25 protein-coding genes and 1 pseudogene are annotated in these 25,607 nt (G+C 72.5%); 12 read left to right on the top strand and 14 right to left on the bottom strand.

Annotated elements, in window-relative coordinates; genetic code table 11:
* Nucleotides 1-111: 111 nt before the first annotated feature.
* Together IE153_RS14195 and IE153_RS14190 are read right to left on the bottom strand one after the other, a co-directional pair.
* Nucleotides 112-1,716, bottom strand: a complete 1,605-nt coding sequence (locus tag IE153_RS14195; RefSeq protein WP_189590061.1) for a peptide-N4-asparagine amidase — start codon at nucleotides 1,714-1,716, stop codon at nucleotides 112-114.
* 43 nt (nucleotides 1,717-1,759) lie between these two features.
* Entirely contained in the window at nucleotides 1,760-2,491 is a 732-nt protein-coding gene (locus IE153_RS14190) for a L,D-transpeptidase family protein (RefSeq protein WP_189590060.1), read from the bottom strand.
* A gap of 320 nt (nucleotides 2,492-2,811) precedes the next feature.
* Between IE153_RS14190 and IE153_RS14185 the strand changes: the two genes are divergently transcribed.
* From IE153_RS14185 to IE153_RS14170, 4 genes are all read left to right on the top strand, one after another.
* The gene (locus tag IE153_RS14185; RefSeq protein ID WP_189590059.1) at nucleotides 2,812-4,617 is read left to right on the top strand and encodes an ABC transporter ATP-binding protein; all 1,806 of its coding nucleotides are present in this window, start codon (nucleotides 2,812-2,814) and stop codon (nucleotides 4,615-4,617) included.
* Entirely contained in the window at nucleotides 4,614-6,395 is a 1,782-nt protein-coding gene (locus tag IE153_RS14180) for an ABC transporter ATP-binding protein (RefSeq protein ID WP_189590058.1), read from the top strand. Before IE153_RS14185 ends, IE153_RS14180 begins: the two co-directional genes overlap by 4 nt.
* Before the next feature lie 214 nt (nucleotides 6,396-6,609).
* Nucleotides 6,610-7,080, top strand: coding sequence for a DUF5709 domain-containing protein (locus IE153_RS14175; RefSeq protein ID WP_030835227.1), 471 nt, complete (start codon nucleotides 6,610-6,612; stop codon nucleotides 7,078-7,080).
* Nucleotides 7,081-7,115: 35 nt separating this feature from the next.
* A complete protein-coding gene (locus tag IE153_RS14170) occupies nucleotides 7,116-7,361 on the top strand; it encodes a type B 50S ribosomal protein L31 (RefSeq protein WP_097215271.1) in 246 nt (81 codons plus the stop codon).
* Nucleotides 7,362-7,425: 64 nt separating this feature from the next.
* On the opposite strand, the gene IE153_RS14165 is transcribed toward IE153_RS14170, so the two are convergent.
* Nucleotides 7,426-8,220 carry a metal-dependent hydrolase gene (locus IE153_RS14165; protein ID WP_189590057.1) on the bottom strand — a complete coding sequence of 265 codons (795 nt, stop codon included), beginning with the start codon at nucleotides 8,218-8,220 and terminating at the stop codon, nucleotides 7,426-7,428.
* Nucleotides 8,221-8,365: 145 nt separating this feature from the next.
* On the opposite strand from IE153_RS14165, the gene IE153_RS14160 reads away from it, so the two are divergent.
* From IE153_RS14160 to IE153_RS14145, 4 genes and pseudogenes are all read left to right on the top strand, one after another.
* A complete protein-coding gene (locus IE153_RS14160; protein WP_189590056.1) occupies nucleotides 8,366-10,879 on the top strand; it encodes a DEAD/DEAH box helicase in 2,514 nt (837 codons plus the stop codon).
* A gap of 37 nt (nucleotides 10,880-10,916) precedes the next feature.
* Nucleotides 10,917-11,789, top strand: coding sequence for an acyl-CoA thioesterase (locus IE153_RS14155; RefSeq protein ID WP_189590055.1), 873 nt, complete (start codon nucleotides 10,917-10,919; stop codon nucleotides 11,787-11,789).
* Nucleotides 11,731-12,618 (top strand): DMT family transporter, encoded by an 888-nt coding sequence (locus IE153_RS14150; protein ID WP_438817917.1) that lies wholly within the window; start codon nucleotides 11,731-11,733, stop codon nucleotides 12,616-12,618. Before IE153_RS14155 ends, IE153_RS14150 begins: the two co-directional genes overlap by 59 nt.
* Before the next feature lie 13 nt (nucleotides 12,619-12,631).
* Nucleotides 12,632-13,383 (top strand): annotated as a pseudogene (locus IE153_RS14145) (SDR family oxidoreductase).
* A gap of 112 nt (nucleotides 13,384-13,495) precedes the next feature.
* On the opposite strand, the gene IE153_RS14140 reads toward IE153_RS14145, so the two are convergent.
* The 4 genes from IE153_RS14140 to IE153_RS14125 all read right to left on the bottom strand — a co-directional run bounded on the left by IE153_RS14140 (nucleotide 13,496) and on the right by IE153_RS14125 (nucleotide 16,306).
* On the bottom strand, nucleotides 13,496-14,281 hold the full coding sequence (locus IE153_RS14140) for an Fpg/Nei family DNA glycosylase (protein WP_189590054.1): 786 nt from the start codon (nucleotides 14,279-14,281) through the stop codon (nucleotides 13,496-13,498).
* Between the two features lie 10 nt (nucleotides 14,282-14,291).
* A complete protein-coding gene (locus IE153_RS14135) occupies nucleotides 14,292-14,663 on the bottom strand; it encodes a VOC family protein (RefSeq protein WP_189590053.1) in 372 nt (123 codons plus the stop codon).
* Nucleotides 14,664-14,757: 94 nt separating this feature from the next.
* Nucleotides 14,758-15,765, bottom strand: a complete 1,008-nt coding sequence (locus tag IE153_RS14130) for a DUF6397 family protein (RefSeq protein WP_189590052.1) — start codon at nucleotides 15,763-15,765, stop codon at nucleotides 14,758-14,760.
* Nucleotides 15,766-15,892: 127 nt separating this feature from the next.
* Nucleotides 15,893-16,306, bottom strand: a complete 414-nt coding sequence (locus tag IE153_RS14125; protein ID WP_189590051.1) for a roadblock/LC7 domain-containing protein — start codon at nucleotides 16,304-16,306, stop codon at nucleotides 15,893-15,895.
* Between the two features lie 104 nt (nucleotides 16,307-16,410).
* Here IE153_RS14125 and IE153_RS14120 point away from each other — a divergent pair, with 104 nt between their 5' ends.
* Nucleotides 16,411-16,839, top strand: coding sequence for a PPOX class F420-dependent oxidoreductase (locus tag IE153_RS14120; RefSeq protein ID WP_189590050.1), 429 nt, complete (start codon nucleotides 16,411-16,413; stop codon nucleotides 16,837-16,839).
* 46 nt (nucleotides 16,840-16,885) lie between these two features.
* On the opposite strand, the gene IE153_RS14115 is transcribed toward IE153_RS14120, so the two are convergent.
* The 5 genes from IE153_RS14115 to IE153_RS14095 form a co-directional block, all read right to left on the bottom strand.
* Entirely contained in the window at nucleotides 16,886-17,491 is a 606-nt protein-coding gene (locus tag IE153_RS14115) for a GTP-binding protein (RefSeq protein WP_142165300.1), read from the bottom strand.
* 126 nt (nucleotides 17,492-17,617) lie between these two features.
* Nucleotides 17,618-18,028 (bottom strand): DUF742 domain-containing protein, encoded by a 411-nt coding sequence (locus IE153_RS14110; RefSeq protein ID WP_097215279.1) that lies wholly within the window; start codon nucleotides 18,026-18,028, stop codon nucleotides 17,618-17,620.
* A 22-nt stretch (nucleotides 18,029-18,050) separates the two neighbouring features.
* Nucleotides 18,051-18,488, bottom strand: coding sequence for a roadblock/LC7 domain-containing protein (locus IE153_RS14105; RefSeq protein ID WP_031107026.1), 438 nt, complete (start codon nucleotides 18,486-18,488; stop codon nucleotides 18,051-18,053).
* Nucleotides 18,485-21,100 carry a sensor histidine kinase gene (locus IE153_RS14100; protein ID WP_189590049.1) on the bottom strand — a complete coding sequence of 872 codons (2,616 nt, stop codon included), beginning with the start codon at nucleotides 21,098-21,100 and terminating at the stop codon, nucleotides 18,485-18,487. The genes IE153_RS14105 and IE153_RS14100 overlap by 4 nt, the downstream gene beginning before the upstream one ends.
* 104 nt (nucleotides 21,101-21,204) lie before the next feature.
* The gene (locus IE153_RS14095) at nucleotides 21,205-21,978 is read right to left on the bottom strand and encodes an MHYT domain-containing protein (protein WP_185013564.1); all 774 of its coding nucleotides are present in this window, start codon (nucleotides 21,976-21,978) and stop codon (nucleotides 21,205-21,207) included.
* Between the two features lie 192 nt (nucleotides 21,979-22,170).
* Here IE153_RS14095 and IE153_RS14090 point away from each other — a divergent pair, with 192 nt between their 5' ends.
* A complete protein-coding gene (locus tag IE153_RS14090; protein WP_189590048.1) occupies nucleotides 22,171-22,770 on the top strand; it encodes a class I SAM-dependent methyltransferase in 600 nt (199 codons plus the stop codon).
* A 9-nt stretch (nucleotides 22,771-22,779) separates the two neighbouring features.
* Here IE153_RS14090 and IE153_RS14085 read toward each other — a convergent pair whose 3' ends face one another.
* Nucleotides 22,780-23,679, bottom strand: coding sequence for an oxygenase MpaB family protein (locus tag IE153_RS14085; protein WP_189590323.1), 900 nt, complete (start codon nucleotides 23,677-23,679; stop codon nucleotides 22,780-22,782).
* 99 nt (nucleotides 23,680-23,778) lie between these two features.
* On the opposite strand from IE153_RS14085, the gene IE153_RS14080 reads away from it, so the two are divergent.
* Together IE153_RS14080 and IE153_RS14075 are read left to right on the top strand one after the other, a co-directional pair.
* A complete protein-coding gene (locus tag IE153_RS14080; RefSeq protein WP_189590047.1) occupies nucleotides 23,779-24,075 on the top strand; it encodes a hypothetical protein in 297 nt (98 codons plus the stop codon).
* A gap of 135 nt (nucleotides 24,076-24,210) precedes the next feature.
* Entirely contained in the window at nucleotides 24,211-25,083 is an 873-nt protein-coding gene (locus IE153_RS14075) for a hypothetical protein (protein ID WP_189590046.1), read from the top strand.
* 204 nt (nucleotides 25,084-25,287) lie between these two features.
* Here IE153_RS14075 and IE153_RS14070 read toward each other — a convergent pair whose 3' ends face one another.
* Complete coding sequence (locus IE153_RS14070; protein WP_189590045.1) at nucleotides 25,288-25,470, bottom strand: tail-anchor membrane protein; 183 nt, start codon at nucleotides 25,468-25,470, stop codon at nucleotides 25,288-25,290.
* Between the last annotated feature and the right edge of the window lie 137 nt (nucleotides 25,471-25,607).

The raw sequence follows: 25,607 nt of genomic DNA, 5'->3' as shown, positions 1-25,607 counted from the left end.
TTCCGTTTCCGAACACTCTGGAGGCTGTCTTGATCGCGCACAAGACCGCAACGTTTCAGCCAAGTAAAAGCGTCATAAGTGACACACGTCACCCGCACCCCACCGCTCACCTCAGCACCGGCTGCGGTCCTCCGTGAGCACCCCCTGCACGGTGGTCAGGGTCCGGTCGTGGCAACCGCGTGAGCCGTACAGCCGGTAGCGCTCACTCGTGGTGCCGACCGCGTGGCGCTGGTCGCGCGGCACGTTCGCCGTGTACGTCGCATCGCCCGTATAGGAGTTGTCGAACCGCGACCACGCGGTGCGTCGACCGCCATCCGCGCCGACGACCGTGGCGCGGTCGCCGAGGGTCAGCACGGTGCGCAGGCGGTCGCCCGCACCGAGGGTGGTCGTGCCGTCCATCGTGTAGGCGCGGTGGGTCCGAGTGGTACGCCCGCCGACGGTCACCGACTCGCCGTCCGTCCAGCCGGCTTCGAGCGCGTCACGCGTCTCGCCGTCGGTCCAGCGGTGCGTGGAGGTGTTGGCGAGCGCGCGACTGACGGTGGTCCGCACGCGGCCGTGCGAGGTGTCGGCGTAGCCGCCGACGGTCAGCCGGTGGGCGCCTTCGGTGTCGACCCGGTGCTCCGAACCGGGCGTGTGAACCGACGAGTTGGTGAGGTCGCCTTCCTTGTGCACGGTGAGCTTCCCGGTGACCCGTGCGCGCTGCTCGTCCTGCCAGACGAGGACGTTGACGGGCGTGCTCCAGCCGGTCTGCCCCTCGGGTACACCGACGACCGAGACCTCGACGCGATGCGGGCGGCCGTCGTTGAGGATCCCGGCGAAGGGGGTGAGGTCGTAGGTGATCGGCTTGATGTCGAAGGCGCGCGGGCCCGGGATCACGTACCAGAGGAACGGGTTGGACCAGCCTCCGGTCCACACTGTCGGGAACGGGGCGGCGATGCCGGCGAGCCTGCCGTCCACGCTGATCCGCACCTCCCGGTAGGGGCCTTGCCCGGCTTTGCAGGAGTAGGGGGCCGGATCGGGCACCGTCAGGTACCAGTACTCCTCGCAGCCGCCGCCGGAGCCGGTCGCGTACACCTCGGCGACGATGCGCTCGCTGTTGCGCGGGGTGCTGAGGGCCGAGTCGCCGTCGAGGGTGAGGACCCGGTCGGGGCTCGGACCGTCGGGTCGGCCCCGGTAGAACGTCAGCGTGGCCTTGACGTCGAGGACGCCCGTGTAGGTGTCGTCGACGACGTTCCCGATGAGCATCTCGACGTCCCGGCCCGTGCGGAAGGTGTCGCTGTAGCGCGTGACGTCCTTCTCCACGGACCACTCGATGCCGTCGGGTGAGGGCTGCGGCGTCGACGTCCGGAGGATCTCGACCCCGCCGACGCGGAGGTAGCCGAGCCGGTCGTACTGGCGTCCCTTGACCTTGCCGTCGAGGCGCAGCACCACCTTGCTCCAGCGGTCGCCGCAGCCGTCCGGCGGTGTGTACGTGCCGCGATAGGGGGTGAAGTCACGGAACTGCGCCTGGGCGAGGGTGACTTCGCAGGACGTTCCGGAGGGCCGTTCCACCGGCGGTGCCGCCGTGACCGGGTCGTGCCAGTCGGTGCCGAACTCGGCGGGGACGCCGGCCGCCGGGGCCGGGACGTCCGCCGCCCCGGCGGGTCCGGTGCCGAGGAGGGTGCTTGCCAGGAGGGTCGCTCCGGCAAGCATGGACATGACGATCCGTCTCTTCATGTGCGGTGTTCTACGGGGGAGTCGGCCACCCGCGCAATGACGACTATGCCGCCAGGTCCGCCCTGTCCCCCATCACCACCACGGGACGCTGTCGCGGGTCGAGCGTGCGCAGGAGGTACCTCATCGCCCGCTCGGGCACGCTGACACAGGCCGACGTGCCGCTGCCGTGGTCCATGTGCAGCCAGATCCCGCCACCCTTCTTCTCACCCTCGGGTCGGGTCGGGTCGTTCGGCGGGGTGCCCTTGACGCGGTTGTAGTCGATGGCGATGACGTAATCGAAGTCGTGCCAGTGCGACGTGGCCCACCAGCGCGGGGCGGCGAAGGCCGCGGAGCGGGTGTACGGCAGTCCGGAGCCCGGGTCCGGCAGGACGCCGCCCGCGTCGCTGAGGGTGAACACGCCCACGGGGCTGCGGTCGTCGTCCTCGTGGTGGTCGGTGGTCCAGCCCTTCTTGCCGTTGTGCCCGGCCCAGCCGCGCTCCCGCTGCCAGGTCGAGCCGTGCTTCGTGTACAGGACGACCGTGGAGTCGGCGGAGTCCTTCCCGTCGCCGTAGACCGCGACGACCTGACGTGAGCCGGACGGGATCCGCCGCTGGAGCCGGTCGCCGACGCCGGGGACGCCCGTCGGGGCGGCCGTGGCCGCATGGGTGCGGGCCGCCCGGCCCGCGGCTTGTGTCGCCCCACTGCCTTCCGCGCCGCCGCAGGCGGACAGAACTGTCAGGAAAGAGGCGAGGACCGCCGTCGCGGTCACGGCTCGTCGTACGCCACCACTGTGCATCGCTCCATGGTCACACCGCGTTCCGGGCGACGGCGGACCGAGGCCGGAGAGTCGGTGCGCGAGGGGTGTCGGCCCGGCGCCGCCCGACTGCGCCCGGCTGTCGGCCGTGCGCCCGGAGGACGGCCGGTTCCGCCGGCTGACGGCCGTGCGCCCGGGGAACGGCCGATTCCGCCGGTTGTCGGCCGGTGGCGCACGGCGGACGGCCGGTTCCGTTCGGTGGGCGGAAAACCTGTTGCCCGCCACCTCGCGACAGGGCGAACCTGTCACGGTTTGCTGCCTTCGGCCGGACTCCACCCCCTGACACGAGCCACTGGGACGTCATGCAGATTCAAGACCTTCCGTACCCCGACCCGGGCGTGCCGGACGCGCGTTCGGGGCCCCGATTCCTGTGGTGGCTCTTCCGCAATCAGCTGGGCGGTCAGCTCAAGTCGCTGGCCTGGGGACTGCTGCACTTCGCCTCCGTCGCCGCCCTGCCGTTCTGTGTCGGGGTCGCCGTGCAGGCCGTCGTCGACCGCTCCGGCACCGGGCTCGCCCTGGCGGGCGGCCTGCTGGCGCTGGCCTGCGTCGGCAACGCGGTCGGCGACACCTTCCTGCACCGCACCGCGATCACCAACTGGATCACGGCGGCCGCCCGCGTCCAGCAACTGCTCGCCCGCAAGGCCGCCCATCTGGGCTCGGCGCTGACGCGGCGCGTCGCGGCCGGGGAAGTGGTGGCGGTCTCGACCGGCGACGTCGAGAAGATCGGCTGGTTCGTCGAGGCCCTGTCCCGCTTCACCGCGGCTCTGGTCACGATCGTGCTGGTCTGCGTGGGCCTGCTCGTCTACCAGCCGGCGCTCGGCGTGGTCGTCGCCGTCGGACTGCCCGCGCTGGCGCTCGCCGTGCTGCCGTTGCTGCCCCGCGCCACCCGGCGTGCCGACACCCAGCGCGAGAAGGCCGGACGCGCCACCGAACTCGCCTCGGACACCGTCGCCGGCCTGCGCGTGCTGCGCGGCATCGGCGGCGAGGAACTGTTCCTCGACCGCTACCGCAGCGCCTCCCAGGAGGTACGCCACGCGGCCGTGCGCAGCGCCCGGATGTGGTCCCTGATCTCCGCCATCCAGGTCCTGCTGCCGGGACTGCTGCTCATCGCGGTCGTCTGGTACGGCGTGGGGCTGGCGCGCGAGGGCCGGATCACCGTCGGCGAACTGGTCACCGTCTACAGCTCGGTCATGGTCCTCACCTACCCGCTGCGCCACTTCGAGGAGATCGCCATGGCGTACTCCTTCTCCCGGCCGTCCGCCAAGCGGGCCGCGGGAGTGCTGTCGCTGCAACGGCCCACCGACACCGCCGGATCACGCGCGGCCGACGTCCCCTCCGGCGACCTGTACGACCCGCAGACCGGGCTGCTCGTGCCCGCCGGCCTTCTCACGGCGGTGGTGTGCGGCGACCCGGACGCGGCGGGCCTGCTGGCCGAACGGCTGGGGGGACACCCGTCCCAGGAGGGCACCTCGGTGCTGCTGGGCGGAGTGCCGCTCGACGAACTGCCGTTGGACAGCGCCCGTACGGCCGTCCTCGTCCAGGACAAGGACCCGGTGCTGCTGTCCGGCACGCTGCGCGAGCTGCTCGACGTACCCGCGTCGGGCGTCGTCCGGCCGGAAGCGGCGCTGGCGGCCGCGCAGTGCGACGACGTGCTGGCGGCGCTGGTGCAGGGCTCACTGGACGCCACCGACCCCATGGACGCCCGGATCACCGAGCGCGGCCGGTCCCTGTCCGGCGGTCAGCGCCAGCGGCTCGCGCTCGCCCGGTCGCTGATCACGGACCCGGAGGCGCTCGTCCTGGACGAGCCGACCTCGGCCGTCGACTCGCACACCGAGGCGCGGATCGCGCAGGGCGTGCGGGAGTTGCGCGCCGGGCGCACGACCGTGGTGTTCACCTCCTCGCCGCTGCTGCTGGACCGCGCCGACCGGGTCGTGTTCCTGCACGACGGCGAGGCCGTGGCGGTCGGCGCACACCGCGAACTGGTGCGTACCGAGCCCCGCTACCGGGCGGTGGTCACCCGCGAGACGGACGACGAGGCCGCGCTGAACCGCTCCGTCGCCGTGAACGACGTCCTGCAGGAACTGGAAGAGATCGAGGAGAAGGCATGATCGGCGTCGCGCCACCGGCGTACGACCCGGCGGCCCCGACGACGGCGAACACCCTGCCGGTCGGCGCCCCCGAGACCGTCCGCACCTACGTGGCCGAACTGCTGCGCCGCCATCGGCGGGCGTTCCTGCTGCTGGTCGCCGTCAACACCGCCGCCGTGATCGCCTCGATGGCCGGTCCCTGGCTGCTGGGCGGACTGGTGGAGCGGGTGTCCGACGGGGCGCGGGACCTGCGGCTGGAACTCACCGCCGGGCTCTTCGTGGCCGCACTGGCCGTCCAGGCCGTGTTCGTCCGTCAGGTACGGCTGCGCGGCGCGATGCTGGGCGAGCGAATGCTGGCCGACCTGCGCGAGGACTTCCTCGTCCGGTCGGTCGGGCTGCCGCCCGGGGTGCTGGAGCGAGCCGGGACCGGCGACCTGCTGTCGCGCATCACGACGGACATCGACCGCCTCGGCAACGCCATGCGCGAGGCCGTGCCGCAGCTGTCGATCGGCGTGGTGTGGGTGTTCCTGCTGATGGGCGGCCTGGTGATCACGGCGCCGCCACTGGCGCTCGCCGTACTGCTCGCCCTGCCGCTGCTGATCGTCGGCTGCCGCTGGTACTTCCGGCGGGCGCCCTCCGCCTACCGTTCCGAGTCCGCCGGGTACGCCGCCGTGGCCGCCGCGCTCGCCGAGACCGTGGACGCCGGGCGCACCGTCGAGGCCCACCGCCTGGGCGAGCGCCGCGTCGGGCTGTCCGAGCAGCGGATCCGGGAGTGGACGGCCTGGGAGCGGTACACGCTCTGGCTGCGGTCGGTGCTCTTCCCGGTCATCAACATCACCCACGTGACCGTGCTCGCCTCGGTCCTGATGATCGGCGGTGTGTTCGCCCTCCACGGGTGGATCGACGTCGGCCAGCTGACCACCGGCGCGCTGATCGCCCAGATGCTGGTCGACCCGGTGGGCATGATCCTGCGCTGGTACGACGAGCTGCAGGTGGCCCAGGTGTCGCTGGCCCGGCTCGTCGGGGTCCGGGACATCGAGCCGGACGCCGGGGATCCGTCGGTGGCCCCCGAGGGACGCCACGTGCACGCCGACCGGGTGCACTTCGGCTACCTGGAGGGCGTGGACGTCCTGCGCAAGGTGTCCCTGGAGGTCTCCCCCGGCACCCGGCTGGCCCTGGTCGGCCCCTCGGGTGCGGGCAAGTCCACGCTGGGCCGGCTGCTCGCCGGGATCTACGCGCCCCGGGACGGGCGGATCACCCTGGGCAGCGCCGAGCTGTCCCGGATGCCCGCCGAACGCGTCCGCTCCCATGTGGCCCTGGTCAACCAGGAGCACCACGTCTTCGTGGGCTCCCTGCGCGACAACCTGCGGCTCGCGCGGACCGGCGCCGTCGATGCCGAGCTGTGGGCGGCGCTGGGCGCGGTCGACGCGGAGGGCTGGGCCCGTGCACTGGAGGAGGGCCTGGACACCGAGGTCGGCTCGGGCGGGCTGGCGCTCACCCCGGCCCAGGCCCAGCAGATCGCGCTGGCCCGCCTGGTGCTGGCCGACCCGCACACGCTGGTCCTCGACGAGGCGACGTCCCTGCTCGACCCGCGCGCCGCCCGCAACCTGGAACGGTCCCTGGCCCGGGTCCTGGACGGCCGCACTGTCGTCGCCATCGCCCACCGGCTGCACACGGCCCACGACGCGGACGTCATCGCCGTTGTCGAAAACGGCCGCATCAGCGAGCTGGGCAGCCATGAGGAGCTGGTCGCGGCGGACGGGGCGTATGCGGCGCTGTGGAGGTCGTGGCACGGCTGAGCACCTCGTCGTCCGAGACGGCCGTCCGCCTCCCAGGGGGGCGGCCGTGTCCTTGGCGTTGCGCGGTCCCGAGGCGGGGTGGAAGGCTGGAATCAGGCACCGGCTCGGGGAGCGCCCGGAAAGCAGTGGTTCGGGCGGCGTCTGTGCTCCGTGCGGCGGCGGCCCGGAGCGGGTCCCGTGACAACGGGCTCGTCCCCACCCCCTGGAGGTACCCGTGAACAGCTCCGACGGCTGGGGAGACGACGTCTACCAGCCGGACCAAGACGAGCAGAGGGAGGACACGGGGCTGCTCGACGCCGAGGACACCCTGGAGAACGACGGCGTCGACGATCCCCTGGACCGGGGCTGGTCCCCTCCCGAACGGCCCTGGGCCGTCGAGCACCTCGGTGTGACGGCCGCCGAGCGGCAGCGGGGCGAGACGCTGGACCAGCGGCTCTCCGAGGAACTGCCGGACGCCGCCGTCCCGGACGGTGACGGCCTCGGGGACTGCGCGGGCTCCGACGGGGAACTCCTGGACAACGAGGTCGGCGCCGCGCGCTCCGGCCGGCTCGTGGCACCCGACGAGGGCGCCCACGAGGACGAGGAGGAGGCGCTGGTCGCCATGGACGTGGGCATCGACGGCGCCGCGGCGTCGGCCGAGGAGGCCGCCGTGCACATCGTCGACGAGGACACCCTGTCCGGCTGATCGCAAGCCCGTCCCGAGCCGTTCGAGGAGCATCCATGCAGCAGGACAAGCACCCCGACTACCACTCCGTCGTCTTCCGCGACCGCGCCGCCGGGTACGCGTTCCTCACCCGGTCCACTGCGACCAGCGACCAGACCATCGAATGGGACGACGGCGAGACCTACCCGGTCGTGGACGTGGAGATCTCCTCCGAGAGCCACCCCTTCTACACGGGCAAGGCCCGCACGGTGGACTCGGAGGGCCGGGTCGCCGCGTTCGAGCGGCGCTACGGCGGCGGATGAGGCCTGCGGGGCGGGGCTCCTGGGGCGGCGGAGCTTCCTGGGGTCGGCGGAGCTAACGCGGGGGTCAGATGAAGTTGAGGGCCGCCGCGCAGCCCACCCCGCCCAGCAGCATGAACACCGGCATCAGCACCTTGAGCTCGACCCAGCTGCCCGCCCGGAACCGCATGGCCTTGGGCGGACCGATCGGGTACCAGCGCTTGCGCCCGACCGGGACGGGCCACAGGATCGGGCAGCCGGACACGGTCAGCGCGTCCCCGATGTCGTGCACGATCGCGCCCAGCACCACCGGCAGCCCCAGCCACAGGTACTCCTGCCCCGGCGCCGTGAACAGCCAGTCCGCGCCGTTGCCCGGCTTGTCCAGGACCCCCGCGAGGATCCACGCGGTGGTCGCGGCCAGCAGCCACACCAGGACATCGCTGCTGGAGCCACGTGCCGCCCGCCACAGCAGGCCCTCGATGGCCAGGACCAGGTGGACGAAGAGGACCGCGAGCACGCCCCACCGATCACTGGTGATCGCCACGGCCGAGGTGCCCGCACCGATCAGGACCGCCCACAGCCAGGTGTGCGTCAGCGTGCGGTGCCCGCCGGAGCGGCGCGGGTCGCCCTGCTTCTTGGTGGCCTTGTAGACGGCGTACGACAGCTTGTCGACGATCTCGCACAGCCAGCGCGACAGCGGTCCGAAGGACCGGGAGATGGTGGCCGCCTTGTGGTCGAGATCCGGGGCGAGAGCGGCTCCGGCGCAGATCAGGGCGCCGACGAGGAGGACCGGCCAGGGCATCGGGTGCCCGGCCGCCGCGGCGGCCGCGCCGACGCCCAGCCAGGCGGCGGCTCCCGACAGTGAGTGTGCTGGTCCCATCATGGCGCTGCCCGCCCCATTCCTCGTGTGCCGCTGTCCAGTTGACCGGGCGCGCTGACGTCCCGTCGGCGCCCCAGCGTAGCGTTCGTGATCTTCGGGCCCGCAGCCGATTCCCGCATCGGGCATCGGGCCAGGCAAGATGGGGGGTGTGACCCTCATCGATCAGCTGCCGCGGACCCCCGACCCCGATGCCTTGTACGAAGCCTTCGAGTCGTGGGCCGGCGAGCGGGGTCTCACGCTCTACCCCCACCAGGAGGAGGCGCTGATCGAGGTGGTCTCCGGCGCGAACGTGATCGTGTCGACGCCCACCGGCTCCGGAAAGAGCATGATCGCGGCGGGCGCGCACTTCGCCGCGCTGGCCCGGGACGAGGTCACCTTCTACACCGCCCCGATCAAGGCGCTGGTGTCGGAGAAGTTCTTCGAGCTGTGCAAGATCTTCGGCACCGAGAACGTCGGCATGCTCACCGGTGACGCGTCCGTCAACGCCGACGCCCCGGTCATCTGCTGCACCGCCGAGGTGCTCGCGTCGATCGCGCTCCGCGACGGCCGGCACGCGGACGTCGGCCAGGTCGTGATGGACGAGTTCCACTTCTACGCCGAGGGCGACCGCGGCTGGGCGTGGCAGATCCCCATCCTGGAGCTGCCACAGGCGCAGTTCGTGCTGATGTCGGCGACGCTCGGCGACGTCTCCTTCTTCGAGAAGGACCTCGCCCGCCGCACGGGCCGCCCGACCGCGGTGGTCCGCTCGGCGACCCGCCCGGTGCCGCTCTCCTACGAATACCGGTACACCCCGCTCACCGAGACGCTCACCGATCTGCTCTCCGCCCGGCAGGCGCCCGTCTACATCGTGCACTTCACGCAGGCGCAGGCCGTGGAGCGGGCGCAGGCGCTGATGAGCATCAACATGTGCTCGAAGGAGGAGAAGGAGCAGATCGCCGATCTGATCGGCAACTTCCGCTTCACCACCAAGTTCGGCCGCAACCTCTCCCGTTACGTCCGGCACGGCATCGGCGTGCACCACGCCGGCATGCTGCCCAAGTACCGCCGTCTGGTGGAGAAGCTCGCGCAGGCCGGTCTGCTGAAGGTCATCTGCGGCACGGACACGCTCGGCGTCGGTGTCAACGTCCCCATCCGCACCGTGCTGTTCACGGCCCTCACCAAGTACGACGGCACCCGTGTACGCACCCTGCGTGCCCGGGAGTTCCACCAGATCGCCGGCCGGGCCGGGCGGGCCGGCTACGACACGGAGGGCTTCGTCGTCGCGCAGGCTCCCGAGCACGTCGTCGAGAACGAGAAGGCCCTCGCCAAGGCGGGCGACGACCCGAAGAAGCGCCGCAAGGTCGTCCGCAAGAAGGCCCCGGAGGGCTTCGTCGCGTGGTCGGAGCAGACCTTCGAGAAGCTCATCGGCTCCGAACCGGAGCCGTTGACCTCCCGGTTCCGGGTCACGCACACCATGCTGCTGTCGGTGATCGCCCGCCCCGGCAACGCCTTCGAAGCGATGCGCCGCATGCTGGAGGACAACCACGAGCCGCGCAAGCAGCAGTTGCGGCATATCCGCCGGGCCATCGCGATCTACCGTTCGCTGCTGGACGGCGGCATCGTCGAGAAGCTCGACCAGCCGGACGCCGAGGGGCGCATCGTCCGTCTCACGGTCGACCTCCAGCAGGACTTCGCCCTCAACCAGCCGCTGTCCACGTTCGCGCTCGCCGCCTTCGAACTGCTCGACCCCGAGTCGCCGTCGTACGCCCTCGACATGGTGTCCGTGGTGGAGTCGACCCTGGACGACCCGCGGCAGATCCTCGCCGCCCAGCAGAACAAGGCGCGCGGCGAGGCCGTGGCCCAGATGAAGGCGGACGGGGTCGAGTACGAGGAGCGCATGGAGCGGCTCCAGGACATCACCTACCCCAAGCCCCTGGAGGAGCTGCTCTTCCACGCGTACAACACGTACCGCAAGAGCCACCCCTGGGTCGGCGACCATCCGCTGTCGCCGAAGTCGGTCATCCGCGACATGTACGAACGGGCGATGTCGTTCACCGAGTTGGTGTCCCACTACGAGCTGGCCCGCACCGAGGGCATCGTGCTGCGCTACCTGGCCAGCGCCTTCAAGGCCCTCGACCACACCGTCCCCGACGACCTCAAGTCCGAGGACCTTCAGGACCTGATCGCCTGGCTGGGCGAGATGGTGCGCCAGGTCGACTCCAGCCTGCTGGACGAGTGGGAGCAGCTGGCCAACCCGGCGGAGATGACCGCCGAGGAGGCCCAGGAGAAGGCCGACGAGGTCAAGCCGGTCACCGCCAACGCGCGCGCCTTCCGTGTCCTGGTCCGCAACGCCATGTTCCGCCGGGTGGAACTGGCCGCCCTCGACCAGGTCGGTGAGCTGGGCGAGATGGACGGGGAGTCCGGCTGGGACGCCGACGCGTGGGGCGAGGCGATGGACAAGTACTGGGACGAGTACGAGGATCTCGGCACCGGACCCGACGCCCGCGGCCCCAAGCTGCTGCTCATCGAGGAGGAGCCGGAGAACGCCCTGTGGCGGGTCCGGCAGATCTTCCACGACCCGAACGGCGACCACGACTGGGGCATCAGCGCGGAGGTCGACCTCACGGCCTCGGACGCGGAGGGCCGCGCGGTCGTCCGCGTGACCGACGTCGGCCAGCTGTGACGGGCCGGTCAGCAGCGAGCACAGGAGAATCCCACCCATGACGACGAACCCGGCCGAGAGGCTCGTCGACCTGCTCGACCTGGAGCAGATCGAGGTCAACATCTTCCGCGGCCGCAGCCCGCAGGAGTCCCTGCAGCGGGTCTTCGGTGGGCAGGTGGCGGGGCAGGCACTGGTCGCCGCCGGCCGCACCACGGAGGGCGACCGCCCGGTGCACTCGCTGCACGCGTACTTCCTGCGCCCGGGCCGGCCGGGCGTGCCGATCGTCTACCAGGTCCAGCATGTGCGCGACGGGCGGTCGTTCACCACCCGCCGGGTCACGGCCGTGCAGCAGGGCCGCACGATCTTCAACCTCACCGCCTCCTTCCACAAGCCGGAGGAGGGCAGCTTCGAGCACCAGCTGCCGCCGGCCCGCGAGGTCCCGGACCCGGAGTCCCTGCCCACCGTCACCGACGAGATCCGGGAGCACCTGGGCGCGCTGCCCGAACAGCTGGAGCGGATGGCCCGGCGCCAGCCCTTCGACATCCGGTACGTGGACCGGCTGCGCTGGACCGCCGAGGAGGTCGAGGACGCCGAGCCGCGCAGCGCCGTGTGGATGCGCGCGGTCGGGCCGCTCGGCGACGACCCGCTCGTGCACACCTGCGCCCTCACCTACGCCAGCGACATGACCCTCCTGGACGCCGTCCGCATCCCGGTCGAGCCGCTGTGGGGCCCGCGCGGCTTCGACCTGGCGTCGCTGGACCACGCGATGTGGTTCCACCGTCCGTTCCGCGCGGACGACTGGCTCCTCTACGACCAGGAGTCGCCGATCGCGGTCGGGGGCCGCGGTCTGGCCCGGGGGCGAATCTACGACCGTGAGGGCCGGCTGGTCGTGTCCGTGGTGCAGGAGGGGCTCTTCCGGAAGCTGGGCTGACCCGGCCCTTCGCCGGTCGGAACCCCGCGCGCGCCGGGGGTTGCGGGCCGGGCTGATCGCCGATCTGCTGCGCCGGCCGGTGTGGCTGGCCGGGATCGTCGCGGTGATCGGCGCCGCCGTCTGCCAGGCGCTGGCGCTGGCCACCGGCCCGCTGACGATCGTGCAGCCGCTGTTCGTGCTGGAGCTGCCGCTCACTCTCATCGTCGCGTCGCTGCTGATGCACCGGCATCTGCCGGGCACCGGCTGGCTGGCGGTGACGGTGGTGGTGGCCGGTCTCGCGGTCGCGCTCGCCGCGGCCTCCCCCGCCGGCAACCGCACCCATGTGGCGCTGGACCGCTGGATTCCCGCGCTCGCCGTGTGCGCGGGGGCGGTCGTCGCCCTCGCCGTAGCGGCCCTTCGGCGCCCACAGGGCCGGGCCCGGGCGGCCTGCCTGGGCGCCGCGACGGCGATCAGCTACGCGGTGACCGCGGCGCTGATGAAGGCCGCCATGCACATCCTCGACGAACAGGGCCTCGTGGGCTTCCTCACCGCCTGGCAGACCTACGCCTTCGCCGCCACGGGCGTGTGCGCGCTGTTCCTGCTGGAGAACGCCATGCAGGCCGGTCCGCTGGTCGCCTCGCAGCCCGCCCTCACCCTGGGCGACGCCCTGGTGAGCCTCGCGCTGGGCATCACCCTGTTCGAGGAGACCATCCGCTCCGGGTGGTGGCTGCTGCCGCAGCTGTTCGGCGTCGCGCTGATCGCCGCGGGGGTGCTCGCGCTGGCGCGGATCCCGTTCACGCAGTCGCTGGTGGCTCCGGGCGAGGAGCGCGAGACCGCGGCGGCACCCTGAGCGAAGGAGGTCGATGATGGGACGCCTCAGCGAGCGGGTGGCGATCGTCACCGGCGGGGCCGGAGGCATCGGAAGCGCGGTGGCTCGTGCTCTCGCGGCCGAGGGTGCCTCCGTCGTGATCGCCGACATCCGGGACGCCGAGGGAACAGACCTCGCCGCCGACCTCGGCGGCCGAAGCCGCTTCCAGCGCCTGGACGTCACCGGCGAGGACGACTGGCAGCGGGCGGTGACCGACACGGAGCGGGACCTGGGGCCGGTCTCGGTGCCGGCCAACATCGCGGGGATCATGGACTGGGGCACGATGGAGGAGCAGAGCCCCGCGTCGTTCCGCCGGGTCGTCGACGTCAACCTCACGGGTGCCTGGCTGGGCATGCGCGGGGTGGCACCGTCGCTGCGCCGTGCCGGGGGTGGCGTCATCGTCGACATGTCCTCTCTGTCAGGGCTGACCGCCTACGCCGGCGTCGCGCGTACACGGCCGGCAAGTGGGGTTTGCGCGGCCTGCCCAAGGCCGCTGCGCTGGAGCTGGCTCCCGACCGGGTCCGGGTCTGCTCCGTCCATCCCGGTGCCATCCGCACCCCGGTGACGGCCGGGTGCGGCGACGCCTACACGGCGGGGCAGCCGATCCCCCGGTTCGGGAAGCCCGAGGAGGTCGCCCGCATGGTGCTCTTCATCGTCACCGACGCGACCTTCTCGACGGGCTGTGAGTTCATCGCGGACGGCGGCATCCCGGCCGGGGCGCCGGCCGTCCTGACGCCGGACGTCTGAGCCGCCGGTGCAGCTCCTCCGGGCCGCCCGTCGCTGCGACGAGGGCCGCGGCTGCCCTGTCCGGCCGCCCACGATGTCTCGCCCTGCACTGCTCGGCGCTGCTTTGCCCAGGTCATCCGTCAGGCTGGCACCGCGGGCACCACACCGTGCCCCGCCCGCCCATCCGGGACCTGCGCAGCCCGGTGCCGCACCGCGGGCACCGCGGTTCCCGGTCGTCCCGGTGGCCGGTGAGCCAGGAGTCACGCGGCGGCACGCAGCCGGCGCTGACAGACGAGCGCAAGGTACGGCGCATGGCCTCGTAGAGCCGGCGGCGGTCCCCGCGGCTCAGGTCGCGCGCCCCGCGGTCGGGGCGCAGCCTGGCCCGCCACAGGATCTCGTCGGCGAGCAGATTGCCGAGGCCGGCGAGAACGGACTGGTCGGTGAGCGCTGTCTTGAGATGCCCGCGGCGCGACGACAGCACCTTCTCGAACTGCGTACGGTCCACCTCCAGTGCGTCGGGCCCCTGCCGCCGCAGCAGCGCCTCCACGTCGGACTCCTCGTGGGCCAGCCAGAGCCCCTGCAGTTTGCGCTGGTCACGGAAGCGCAGCTGGCGGCCGCCGCCCAGAGTGAACAGGACGCGGTCATGCGCTTCGACCGGGTCCTCGGCACGCCCGCAGACCAGGCGGCCCGTCATGCCGAAGTGCAGGGCGAGGGTCGGGCCGCCGGTGCGTGCGAGCAGCCACTTGCCGTGCCGCTCCGGTGTCCCGAACCGCCGCCCCTCCAGCGCGTCCCGCAGCCGCCGGGCGTCGACGCCGTGCAGGACGCCTTCGTCCCGCACGTCGACGCGCCGGATGACGCGTCCTTTCGCGCAGGACTCGAGCACCTGCCGGAAGCCCTCGACGTCGGGGAGTTCGGGCACGACCGGTGGGTCAGGCGTCCTGGAGGACGGACAGCACGTTCCCCGCGGGGTCGGTGAACCAGGCGATCAGCGGGCCGCCGCCACGGAAGATGCCCTTGTCGTCCGTCTTGAGGTGGTCGTAGCGCTCGAAGCGCACCCCTCTCCTCGCCAGCTCGTCGACCGCGGCCTCGATGTCGTCGACCGGGAAGTTGAGGACGGTGAACGTCGCCGGGGTGTGGTCCGGCTTGAGGTAGACCAGGGTGTCCCGGTCACCCGCGATGTGCAGGAACATCAGCCCGTTCTTCTCCGACACCCGGAGCCCCAGCGTGTCGGCGTAGAACGCCCTCGCCGCGTCGATGTCGTCCACCGAGAAACCGCTGAACGCCTTCGTTGTACCGAACATGATCGCCTCCCGAGACCAGTCTCCTCAGGGTCGGACCCGGGCGCATCCGGAAACTCATCGGCGGGCCGGTCAGCGGAGCCGCGGTACCGCGGCGTCATCCGGCCGGCCGTCGGCGCCTGCGGCGGAGCCAGCTCAGCAGGCCGTGGGGAGGGGTGGGGTCGTTGGGCTCGGGACGGCGCTGCGCCGCCGGAGCCGGGGGTGGCGCGAGCGGATCTGGTCCAGTCGGTGGCGCCGGGGATGGTACGACCGGATTCGGTACTGCCGGCGGTGCCGGGAGTGGCACGAGCGAAGGGGGTCCTGCCGGTGGTGCCGAGGACAGTGTGGCCGCCACGGGGTGGTGCCGTCGGGCCGTTTCCATCGTGTGCGCCAGGTCCGCGCGGAACCAGGCCACTTCGTCCGGCTCGCTCGCCGTCATCAGCGTCTCGGCCAGCTCGGCGGTGGGGGAACCGGGTGTGCCGTGGGCCGGGAGCCGAGGGTGGCAGCGGGCCAGGCGGGTGCGCTCGTGGGGGTCCCGCACGACGTCCGCCACATCGGCCGCGTCCAGGAGGCAGGCGACCGCTCCCGCTCGCGCCCAGGGATCGTCCCCCGCCTGGCGTGTCAGGAATCCGACGTGCCGCCCCCGCCAGTTGCGGGGCCGCCGGTCCATTCCGGCCTTCATTCCCTCCCGGATCTCCGTGGGCGTGCGGCGGGCGGTCAGCAGCCGGGCGTGGCTCCCCTCGGCCGCGAACTGCCGTAGCTCCTCGGCCAGATACAGCCAGACGACCGTCCGGTAGCGGTTCAGGTAGAACGTGACCGGGATCAGCAGGCCGTAGCGCGCGAAGCTCGTGAACCTGGTGGGCGTCACGTCCATGAGCTCGGCGCCCGCTGTGGTGCCGACGGTCGCGACCCGTCCGCGCAGGGCGTCCGGGAAGCCGTCCCCGGAGCGCAGGTGGTCGATCTCGGCCATGGCCACGCGCGGGCCCCCGCCTCCTTCGTCGGGCACGGTCCGGATGAGCCCCAGGTTCACAGCAAGGTCGAACTCGCCTCGCTTGAGGCCCAGTTCGCGGGCGGCCCGGCTCGGGGCGCAGGTAAGGCGGTCGGACGTCGTGCCGGTGCGTGACATGGTCGGTCTCCCCCGTGGAGTCTGCGGCTCACGCCGTGTGCGGTCGCCGTGCAAAAAACCGTAGCCGCTGCGGCGGATCTCGTGGCGAGCCTGTGGATAACTCCGCGGAGGGTGACGAACGTGCAGGTCAGAGGTCTGTGATCGGTTTTGGTTCAGGCTGGCGCGCATCCACGTCGAGGTGCTCACCGACCCGGTTGACCAGCAGTGTCATCTCGTAGGCGATCTGGCCTATGTCGGCCTCCGCGGCGCTGAGAACGCACAGACAGCTGCCCGTTCCGGCCGCGGTGACGAAGAGCACCGCGTCGTCGAACTCGATCATCGTCTGGCGTACGCTGCCCGCGCCGAAATGTCGTCCGGAGCCCTTGGCCAGGCTGTGCAGCCCGGACGACACGGCCGCGAGGTGCTCCGCGTCCTCGCGGCGCAGTCCGGTGCTCGCGCCGGTCACCAGGCCGTCGTTGGACAGCACCAGCGCGTGCCGCACCTCGTGGACGCGCTCGGTCAGGTCGTCCAGCAGCCAGTCGAGTCCCTGGTTCTGCACCATCTTCCGTTCTCCCCGTTTTCTCCCCGTGCGATTACCCTCCTGGCCGGAGGATCTCCATCTCAGCCTTCCCCACGACCGCGGCCGGGGCAAGGAGGATGGGAGCCATGGCAGAGAAGATGACCGACGCGCAATGGCGGGAGTTCGTCTCCCACGGCACCCGCACCGCAAAGCTCTCCACGGTCCGGGCCGACGGCAGCCCGCACGTGGCTCCGATCTGGTTCCTGCTGGACGGGGACGAGGTGGTGTGCAACACCGGCAAGGAGACCGTGAAGGGGCGCAACATCGTCCGGGACGGCCGGATCGCCCTGTGCGTGGACGACGACCGGCCGCCGTACTCCTTCGTGGTGCTGCAGGGGCGCGCACGTGTCTCGGAAGACCTGGACGAGGTGCGGCACTGGGCCACCCGGATCGGCGCCCGGTACATGGGCGAAGAGCGCGCCGAAGAGTTCGGCGCGCGCAACGGCGTCCCCGGCGAACTCCTCGTCCGTGTCACGGTCGACAGGGTGCTGGCGGAGCGGGACATCGCGAACTGACCGCGGGGAAGGCCCTGTCGGACTCCGGGGAAGCCCCCGTCTGCGGTCAGCCGACCGAGTCGAGCAGCCGGGCGGTGTGCATCCGCCCGGCGTACTCGACGAGCCGGATCAGCACCTCCTTTCCCGAATCGCGGTCGCGGGCGTCGCACAGCACCACGGGCGTGCCCCTGTCGAGGTCGAGGGCGCGCGAGACGTCCGGGGCGCCGTGCCGCCGGGCGCCCGCGAAGCAGTTGACGGCCACGACGAACGGGATGCGCCGGTGCTCGAAGTAGTCGACCGCGGGGAAGCAGTCCTCCAGGCGACGGGTGTCCGCGAGGACCACCGCGCCGAGCGCTCCCTGCGACAACTCGTCCCACAGGAACCAGAACCGGTCCTGGCCCGGCGTGCCGAACAGGTACAGGGAGAGGCCGGAGCGGATGGTGATGCGTCCGAAGTCCATGGCGACGGTCGTGGTGGTCTTGTGGTCCACGCCGTCGGTGTCGTCGACCGACTGGCCGGCTTCGCTGAGGAGTTCCTCGGTGCGCAGGGGCCGGATCTCGCTGACGGCGCCCACCAGCGTGGTCTTGCCCACGCCGAATCCGCCGGCGACCAGGATCTTCAGCGCCAGTGCGGCGGTGTCGCCGCCCGGGGCGTCGGAGTGCTCGGAGACCATTGATCACTTCTCTCGGGAGTGCCGGGTGTCGGGCAGGCGTGGGTGTCGTCGGTGGTGTGGGTCGTGTGGGTGGTGTGGGGCCGGGTGCCGGCCGACGGGTGTGTAGCCGGTGCGGTGCGTGGCGGGCTACAGCGCTCTCAGGCCCTCGATCACCTCGCGCAGGATGCGTTCGTCGGGTAGTTGCGCCGGTGGTACGGGGCGGCTGACGGTGACGCAGCCGAGTTCCAGGAGGTCGCCGAGGAGGACCCTGACCACGCCCACGGGCAGGTCCGCACCGGCGGCGAGTTCGGCGACCGACTGGGTTTCCGGGCGGCACAGGTCGAGGAGGTTGCGGTGTTCCGGGCCGAGCGGGGCGTCGTCCACGCCCGGTGCGCCCGGGTCCAGCGTGACCAGGGCTATCAGGTCGAACCGTACGCCGGTGGGGCCGGGCCGGGTGCGTCCGCCCGTCATGGCGTAGGGGCGGACGAGCGGGCCGGCCTCGTTGTCGTACCACTGGCTGCCCTGCTCGTGCTGGGCGTCCGTCATGTCCTCGGTCATCTGCGCGGACCGTTCTCCCGGTTCATCCGGCTGCGGGTGGCTGCGCGGCCACGCGGGGTGCCGTGCCGAGGTGTTCGCCCACGCGTTTGACCAGGCGGGCCATCTCGTAGGCCACGAGGCCGATGTCGGCGGTGACGGCGGTGAGGAGGGCGAGGCAGGAACCGTCACCCGCGGCGGCCACGAACAGGAAGGCCTCGTCCATCTCCACCATGGTCTGGCGGACCCCTCCGGCGCCGAAGTGCCGGCCCGCGCCCTTGGCGAGGCTGTTGAAGCCCGAGGCGACCGCGGCGAGGTGCTCGGCGTCCTCACGGCGCAGTCCGGTCGACGCGCCCACGGCGAGGCCGTCGTTGGACAGCACCACGGCGTGCCGGATGTCGCTCACGCGGAGCACCAGATCGTCCAGCAGCCAGTCGAGTTCGCCGGAGCGCCGGGCGGACTGGGTGCTCGGGTCCTGGATCATGCGGGGTCTCCTTCGCTGCTGTCGCTGCCGGTCGCGGGGCCGGGAGTGGTGCCGCGGCCGGGTCGCCTGCCGCCGCCGCGCGCCCAGCCGTCGCGGTAGGCGGCCATGCGGTCCCGGACGAGTTCGGGGGTGCGCTCGTCGTCCCGGGGCCCGGGCGCCGACGGCTGCTCCTCGGGGCGCCTTTCACGCAGTTGGGGAGCGAGGCTTGCCTGCCGCACGCGGCGCGGAAGGTCGTCGGAGTCTTCGGGCTGCTGCGGTGGTCGGTGCAGTCGCAAGGTGGCGACTCCTGGGGGTGGGGTCTGGCTCGGGGTCTCCATGTGGCGCGGACTGTCCGCGTGGCGCGAAGTCTCCGCGTGACGCGCGATATCCGGATGGCGCGAGGTCTTCGCGTGACGCGAGGCATCGGGCTCCGCGGCGGCCGGCACAGGCGCCACGAGGGCGCGCCGATCGGCCTGGGCCGGGACGGCGTCCTGGAGGAAGGTGTCGTCGGGCACGCGCGCGTAGGCGCGCTCCTCCGGCCGCCGCGCGGGTTCCGCCGCCTCCGGGGATCGTGCGGCTGCCGCCCCGGTGTGGAGCAGGGCGGTGGGCAGCAGGACGACCGCGGTGGTACCGCCGTACGGGGATGTCCGCAGGTGGACCTTGACGTCGTGCCGGGCGGCGAGCCTGCTGACCACGAAGAGGCCGAGCCTGTCGCTGTCGAAGAGGTCGAGCGCCTCGGACTGTGCGATGCGGCGGTTGGCCTCGGCGAGGGTCTCCTTGCCCATGCCGAGGCCGCGGTCCTCGACCTCGACGGCGTAGCCGTTGCCGACGGGTTCGCCGGTGACGCGCACGCGCGTGTGGGGCGGGGAGAACTGGGCGGCGTTCTCGATGATCTCGGCCAGCAGGTGCGTGAGGTCGGCGACGGCCGCGCCGACGACGGCTGCCTCGGGGAGTTGCCGTACCTCCACGCGCGCGTAGTCCTCCACTTCGGAGACGGCCGCGCGGACCACGTTCGTCAGGGAGACCGGCATGCGCCAGGCGCGGCCGGGGGCGGCCCCGGAGAGGATGATCAGGCTCTCGGCGTGGCGCCTCATGCGGGTGGTGAGGTGGTCGAGACGGAAGAGGTCGCTCAGCTCGTTCGGGTCGTCGGAGCGGCGTTCCATGCTGTCGAGGAGGGCCAGCTGGCGGTGGACGAGGATCTGGCTGCGGCGGGCGAGGTTGACGAAGACGCCGGAGATGCCGCTGGCGAGCTCGGCGCGTTCCACGGCGGCCCGCAGCGCGGCGCGGTGCACGGTGGTGAGGGCCTCGGCGACCTGCCCGGTCTCGTCCTCGGCGGGCGCTTCCGGTGGGGCCTCGGCGCGGATGTCGATCTCTTCGCCCGCCCGTAGTTTCCGCATGGCGTCGGGGAGTTTGCGGCGGGCGATCTCCAGGGCGCTGTTGCGCAGGCTGACCAGTTCCACCACGAGGCCGCGTCCGATGCGGACGGAGATGACGAGCGAGGCGGCGACGGCGGCGAGGCCGAGCAGGACGGCGGCGCCGGCCGGGGTGAGCAGTCCCCGGGTGAACGGGTCGGCCCGCTCCGCGACTCCGCGTGCCGCGTCGTCCTCGATGGTGCGCATGCCGTTCTGCACGCGCTCGTACGGCGTGTTCCAGGTGCTCTCGGGTGCCGCTTCGACCGCCTTCGCGCCCGGCCCGCGGGCCAGCACCCCGTCCTCGACGTCGCCGAGGCCCGTGTAGGCGCCGCCGCCGGCGAGGGCGTCCCATGCGAAGCGTTCGGTGCCGCTCAGGTCCGCGACGGCCGACTCGGTGAGCGTGCGGCGCAGATCGACGGCGCCGGTGAAGAGCCGGAGCCGCTCCCCGGTCAGGGTGCCGTCCAGGCGGGCGCTCGCCAGCACCGCGTCCTCCTGGGCCAGCGCCTCGCCCGCGCGGGCGAATTCGAGCAGCACGCGCGCGTCGGAGCCGAGGTCGGCGTCCCGGATGCCGGTGAGCGCCCCTCCGACCTCGAACGCGGCCGAGATGGTCCCGGTGTAGCGGTCGTACGTCTCGGCCCAGCCCGCGTGCCCGTCCCGCACGGCGGTGCGCAGCGGCCGCAGTCGCTCGGCGCCGGAGACGAAGGCCTTCAGCCGCTGGGCGACTCCGGCGGGCAGCTCCCCGCTGTCGGCGACGGTGGTGCCGTTGCCGAGGCGTAGCTTCGCGACGGCCCGGTCGGTGCGCCGGGCGAGTTCGTCCAGTTCGCCGGCGCGGACGGCGGACGGGTCGGTGGCGTGGCGTACGGCGGCCGCCCGTTCGGCCTGGAGGGCGGCGACGGCCGCGGAGACGGGGGCGCGGACCGTGGCGTCGACGCGCTGGACCTGGCGGAGCCGGGAGACGTCCTGGGCGGTGGTGACCGTGGCGTAGGCCCAAAGGGCCAGGAGGGAGACGACCGGCACCATCAGCAGGCAGATGATCTTGGCGCGCACGGTGCGGGGGCGTATGTGCCAGCGCTCCGCGCGCGTGGGCGCCACCTCCGGCGCGGCGTCCGAGGGCGCGTCGGGGCCTTCGTCGGCCGGTGGTCCGGCGTGCGCGCGGCGGCCGCGCATGGGAGAGGGCGGCGCGTCGGCGCCGGCTGTGGGGGTCCTACGGGGTGTGCGCATGGACTCCTCGCTCGGGAGTGGTTCGGGGCGTACGGGCCGAGGCCCTGGCCGGAGCGGCCCTCGTGGCTCATCGGCCCTGCGAGGCACGGCCGGCGTCGGCCCGGCTAGGGGGCGACGCTCTGGACCGGCCGCTGGGCCGAGGCGGACGCCGCACGCTCCCCCGCCGTCGGCGAGAGGGCGACGAAGGCCGAGGTCAGGAAGAGGTAGGAGCCGAGGCCGACGGCGAGGGGGAAGATGAACTGCATCGCCGTCGCCCCCGGCAGGGCCTCCCCGGAGGGCGTCACGCGCACGCCCACCGCGAACATGCCGGTGTAGTGCATGCTGCTGACGGCCGCGCCCATGATCAGGGAGGCGATGGTGACCGCCACGGGCGACTTGATGTTGAGGGCCGCCCACAGGGCCGCCGTCGCGGCGACGACGGCGATCAGCACGGAGAGTCCGACGAGCAGCGGGTCGTAGGTCACGTCGCCGTGCAGCCGGACGGCCGCCATGCCCAGGTAGTGCATGCTCGCGACGCCGAGGCCGGTGGTGAGCCCGCCGACGAGCAGGGCCCGGCCGCGGTCCTTGCCGTAGCCGACGGCGAAGACGCCGGCGCAGACGACGACCATGGCGACGAGGAGACTCAGGAGGGTGAGCGGCACGTCGTAGCGGATGTCGGTGCCGGTGACGCCGAAACCGAGCATGGCCACGAAGTGCATGGTCCAGATGCCGGTGCCGATCGCCGAGGCCGCCGTGACGAGCCAGTTGCGGCGCGAGCGACCGGTGGTGGCGAGCGCGCGGACGGTGCAGCGCAGACCGAGCGCGGCGCCTATGCAGGCCATCACGTACGACAGTGCGGGGGTCAGCCACCCCAGGGCTGCGTGGTCCAGGTGTCCCATGGCCCCGGGACGCTAGACCCGGCAGGGGCGCGCGAAGGGGGCGCAGTTCGAAAGGTGTTGGAATATGACCCAAGGATGTACCGGAGCGATCGGGTCACGCTCGAAGGTGTGCGCCGAGACGTCATCCCTGCCTGTGCAGCGTCATCCGTGGCGGTGCGGCGTCATCCGTACCGGTGAGGAATCATGCGGTACATGAGCGACGAGCAGACGCGTGTTCAGGAGTTCTTCACAGCCCGCGCCGCCGACTGGGACAGCCGGTTCCCGGACGACGGTCCTGCCTATGCGGCCGCGGTCACCGAGCTCGGGCTGCGGACGGGCGACCGGGTGCTCGACGCGGGGTGCGGCACCGGACGCGCCCTGCCGCCGCTGCGAGCCGCTGTGGGGGCCTCGGGGGTGGTCCTCGGGGCCGATCTGACCCCGGCCATGCTGCGGGAGGCCGTACGGGCCGGACGGGACCATGACGGGCAGTTGCTCCTCGCGGACGTCGCCGCGCTGCCCCTGCGCTCGCGGTCGCTGGACGCCGTGTTCGGGGCGGGCCTCATCTCGCACCTCGGGAACCCGGCCGAGAACCTGCGGGAGCTGGCGCGCGTGGTGCGCCCCGGCGGGGTGCTGGCGCTGTTCCACCCGATCGGCAGGGCGGCTCTCGCGGCTCGCCACGGTCGCCCGCTCACCCCGGACGACCTGCGCGCCGAGCCCAACCTCCGCCCGCTGCTGGCCGGTTCCGGGTGGCGCGTGACGTCGTACGTCGACGAGGACTCCCGTTTCCTCGTGCTCGCCGTGCGCGAGGACTGAGCCGCCGCCTCACCCGGCCTCGGCGTCCGGCGCCCCGCGCCGCACGGGGCAGCCCCGCAGGCCCGGCACCGGGCGGGTGCCCAGGTCGGCGATCCGGTAGCCGTACGGGTAGCCCTTGATCTCCCGGTTCTGGCGGGCGAAGTGCGGGGCGCGCCGGGGCGGCAGCAGGCGGACGGCACGGCCCCGGAGCCGGACGGCGCGACGCACCCACGCGCGCGTGGCGGCACTCGGCGGGGTGTAACGGAAGGCGCGCAGCAGCGAGTCGTCGAGCAGCGCGAGGGTCGTGGTGCGCAGCAGGGGCGCGAGCGGGCCGGGGTACCAGGAGGCCATCAGGTCAAGTGTGGCGTCCGAGACGCGCCGGGCCTCCTCGTCCCAGGCGAAGTGGGCGGCCTCGTAGGAGTCGAGGCAGGTCTCGAACTCCTCGTAGGTCTCGGGGATGTCCTTGATGCCCATGTGCCGGCCCAGGGCGCGGTAGTGGACGACACTGGCGACGGTCTCGTGGCGTGACATCCTGCGCCAGCCGTAGGCGTCGATCCACCGTTTCGGCATCACGACGAACGTGCAGAGCACGTAGCGCATGTCGTCGTCGCTGATGTCGTAGCTGCGGTGCATCTGGTTGATACGGCGGATCGCGGTCCGGCCCAGGTCGCTGCCGAAGCCGTGCTCGACGATGGCGTCCAGGAGCAGAGAGGTGTCGTCGTAGCGCTTCTGCGCCCGGTCCGTGAGCTCCGCGGTGCGCGCGAGCAGCCGGCCGATGCCGGGGACGGCGTACGTGCGGTACAGGGCCAGCTCCAAGGCGCGGGTGAAGTCCCAGGGGAACTCGTACGCCACGCTGAGCCGGTAGATCTCTGTAGCCTCCTCGTACGGGTCCATTCGCCGGATCCGTTCGAGCCGCGAATAGCGCTTCACCGTGCCGTCCCCCTTCTGCCACAGGTTCTCCAACTTTACGTTGGTGAGCGGGAGATGGATGATCAGGCACGGCAGGAGCACAGGGGGAAGGTGGTCAGCATGTGGGGCAGGTTCCGCAAAGCCGGGGGAAGGGTCGCCGATGTCTTGCGCACGGAACCGAAGGCCGAAGGCGACAAGCGTCCGCACAACCTCTTCGAGGCCGCGGCGACGTACGTGACGGCCGGCGCGGAGGACGACCAGGAGCGGGCCGACGAGGCGGCCGGCTGGGTGTCGCCGGAGGCGCTGTCGTTCGGCGTGAACGAGCTGGCCTGCCGGGCCGTGATCGCGCTGGCCCGGCAGCGCGGCGAGTCGCCGGAGACCGTGGCGCGCGAGTTGCTGGGGCTGCCGGCGGCATGATGCGCGCGGGCCGGACGGCCGATTCGCCCCGTCCGCCGGAAAACTGCAGCTCGGCGTGCGCATGCGAGGCAGTGACAAGGGGCTTGCGGGCGCACTAGGGTGCGCGCCGGTGGACGAACCGATGGGGAGGCTGGGATGGCCGGGACGGACGAGGAAGCCGTCGCCGCCGCGGACGATGCGCTCTATGTGCTCACGGCGGTGCTGCTGACGCCGGCGAAGTTCCCGAGTGTGCTGGGCGACGACTACCCCGAGGCTTGCGCGGCGCTCGGGCTCGCGCCGCTCGCCGACGGGTACGGGCTGGTGCTCGGGCAGGACGGCGAGGGCGCCCGGTGGACGGTGGCCATCGACGACGTCTCCCTGGTGGCCGTCGCGATCGCGTCCTGGGACTGCGGCATGGAGTACGAGCTGTCGCCCGACGAGCGCACGGTCGTCGCGGCCCTGCCCGGCTGGCCCCTCGCGGTCGCCGTCGCGGCCCCCGGGGTGCCCGCGCCGCACGATCCGGGCCCGGAGGCGGACGACCGGCCACCGCTGGCTCCGCCGGACACCAGCGTGTGGGGGCCGGCCCAGCGGCGCCTGGGCGCGGACGAGATCGCACTCCAGTGGGCGGTGTGGCGGGAGCAGGTCGACGACACGGAGTTCCCGACGCCCGCGTCCTCCGGAGCGCCCGGTGACGAGGGCGGGCCGGACGGAGAGCAGGAGCACGAGCCGGACGGGAGCGGGGAGAACGGGCAGAAGGGGGGCCGCAGCGGCATCCGGCGCGTCCTCGCGGAGGCCCGCACCTACCTCGACTCGCCACCGCCGCTGGGCCGGGTCCGGTCGTCCTTCGCGTCGGGTGACGCCCGGACGCTGCGGGCCGACGGTCCGGGCTGGTCGCTCGTCGCCAGGACCGACGACATCGCCTTCGTGCTGCTCGACGAGGAACCCGGCGAGGTCCTGCCGGTGGGCCGGGGGCCGGAGCTGCCGGGTCTCCTCGCCGCGCTGGACAAGATCGCCGTACGGCCGAACTGAGCCGGTCGGGCCGGGCTGAGCCGATTCAGCCGGGCCTGGCCGACACGGCTGGACCGTTCCGGTACGGCTGGACCGATCCGCAATGGCTGGGCCGATCCGGTACGGCTGGGCCGACCCGACACGGCCGCCTCGAGTCGCTCAGCCACCTCGAGCCGGTTCGGCCCGGCCGCCGCCGTACGCGTGAGGCCGCGCCGCTTCAGCGCCTCAGCGGCCGAGCTCCTTGCGTGTGGTGCGGCGCAGCCTGCGCCGCTGGGATGGATCCAGCGTGAGGTACGCGGCGGCCGGGGCCCCCAGGATGATCAGGAGCGCTGCCCACCAGGGCAGCCAGATCAGCAGGATGAGCCCGACCGCCACACCGCCCGCGGCGATCTTGGCGTTCTTCGACATGACTGTCGCCTCCTTCGCGGCCACTGCCGCTCTCTGTCTCGAAAACGGACCCGCCTCCACGGCGGTTCCGGACCGCGACCCTGAGACATCCCTGAGGTGCGACCCCGACGCACCCCTGAGACCTCCATGGTGACCCA

The organism is Streptomyces massasporeus, assembly GCF_014648995.1.
Classification (GTDB): Bacteria; Actinomycetota; Actinomycetes; order Streptomycetales; family Streptomycetaceae; genus Streptomyces; species Streptomyces massasporeus.
The sequence above is the reverse complement of the archived record's forward strand: the minus strand, read 5'-3'. Positions and strand labels throughout refer to the sequence as shown.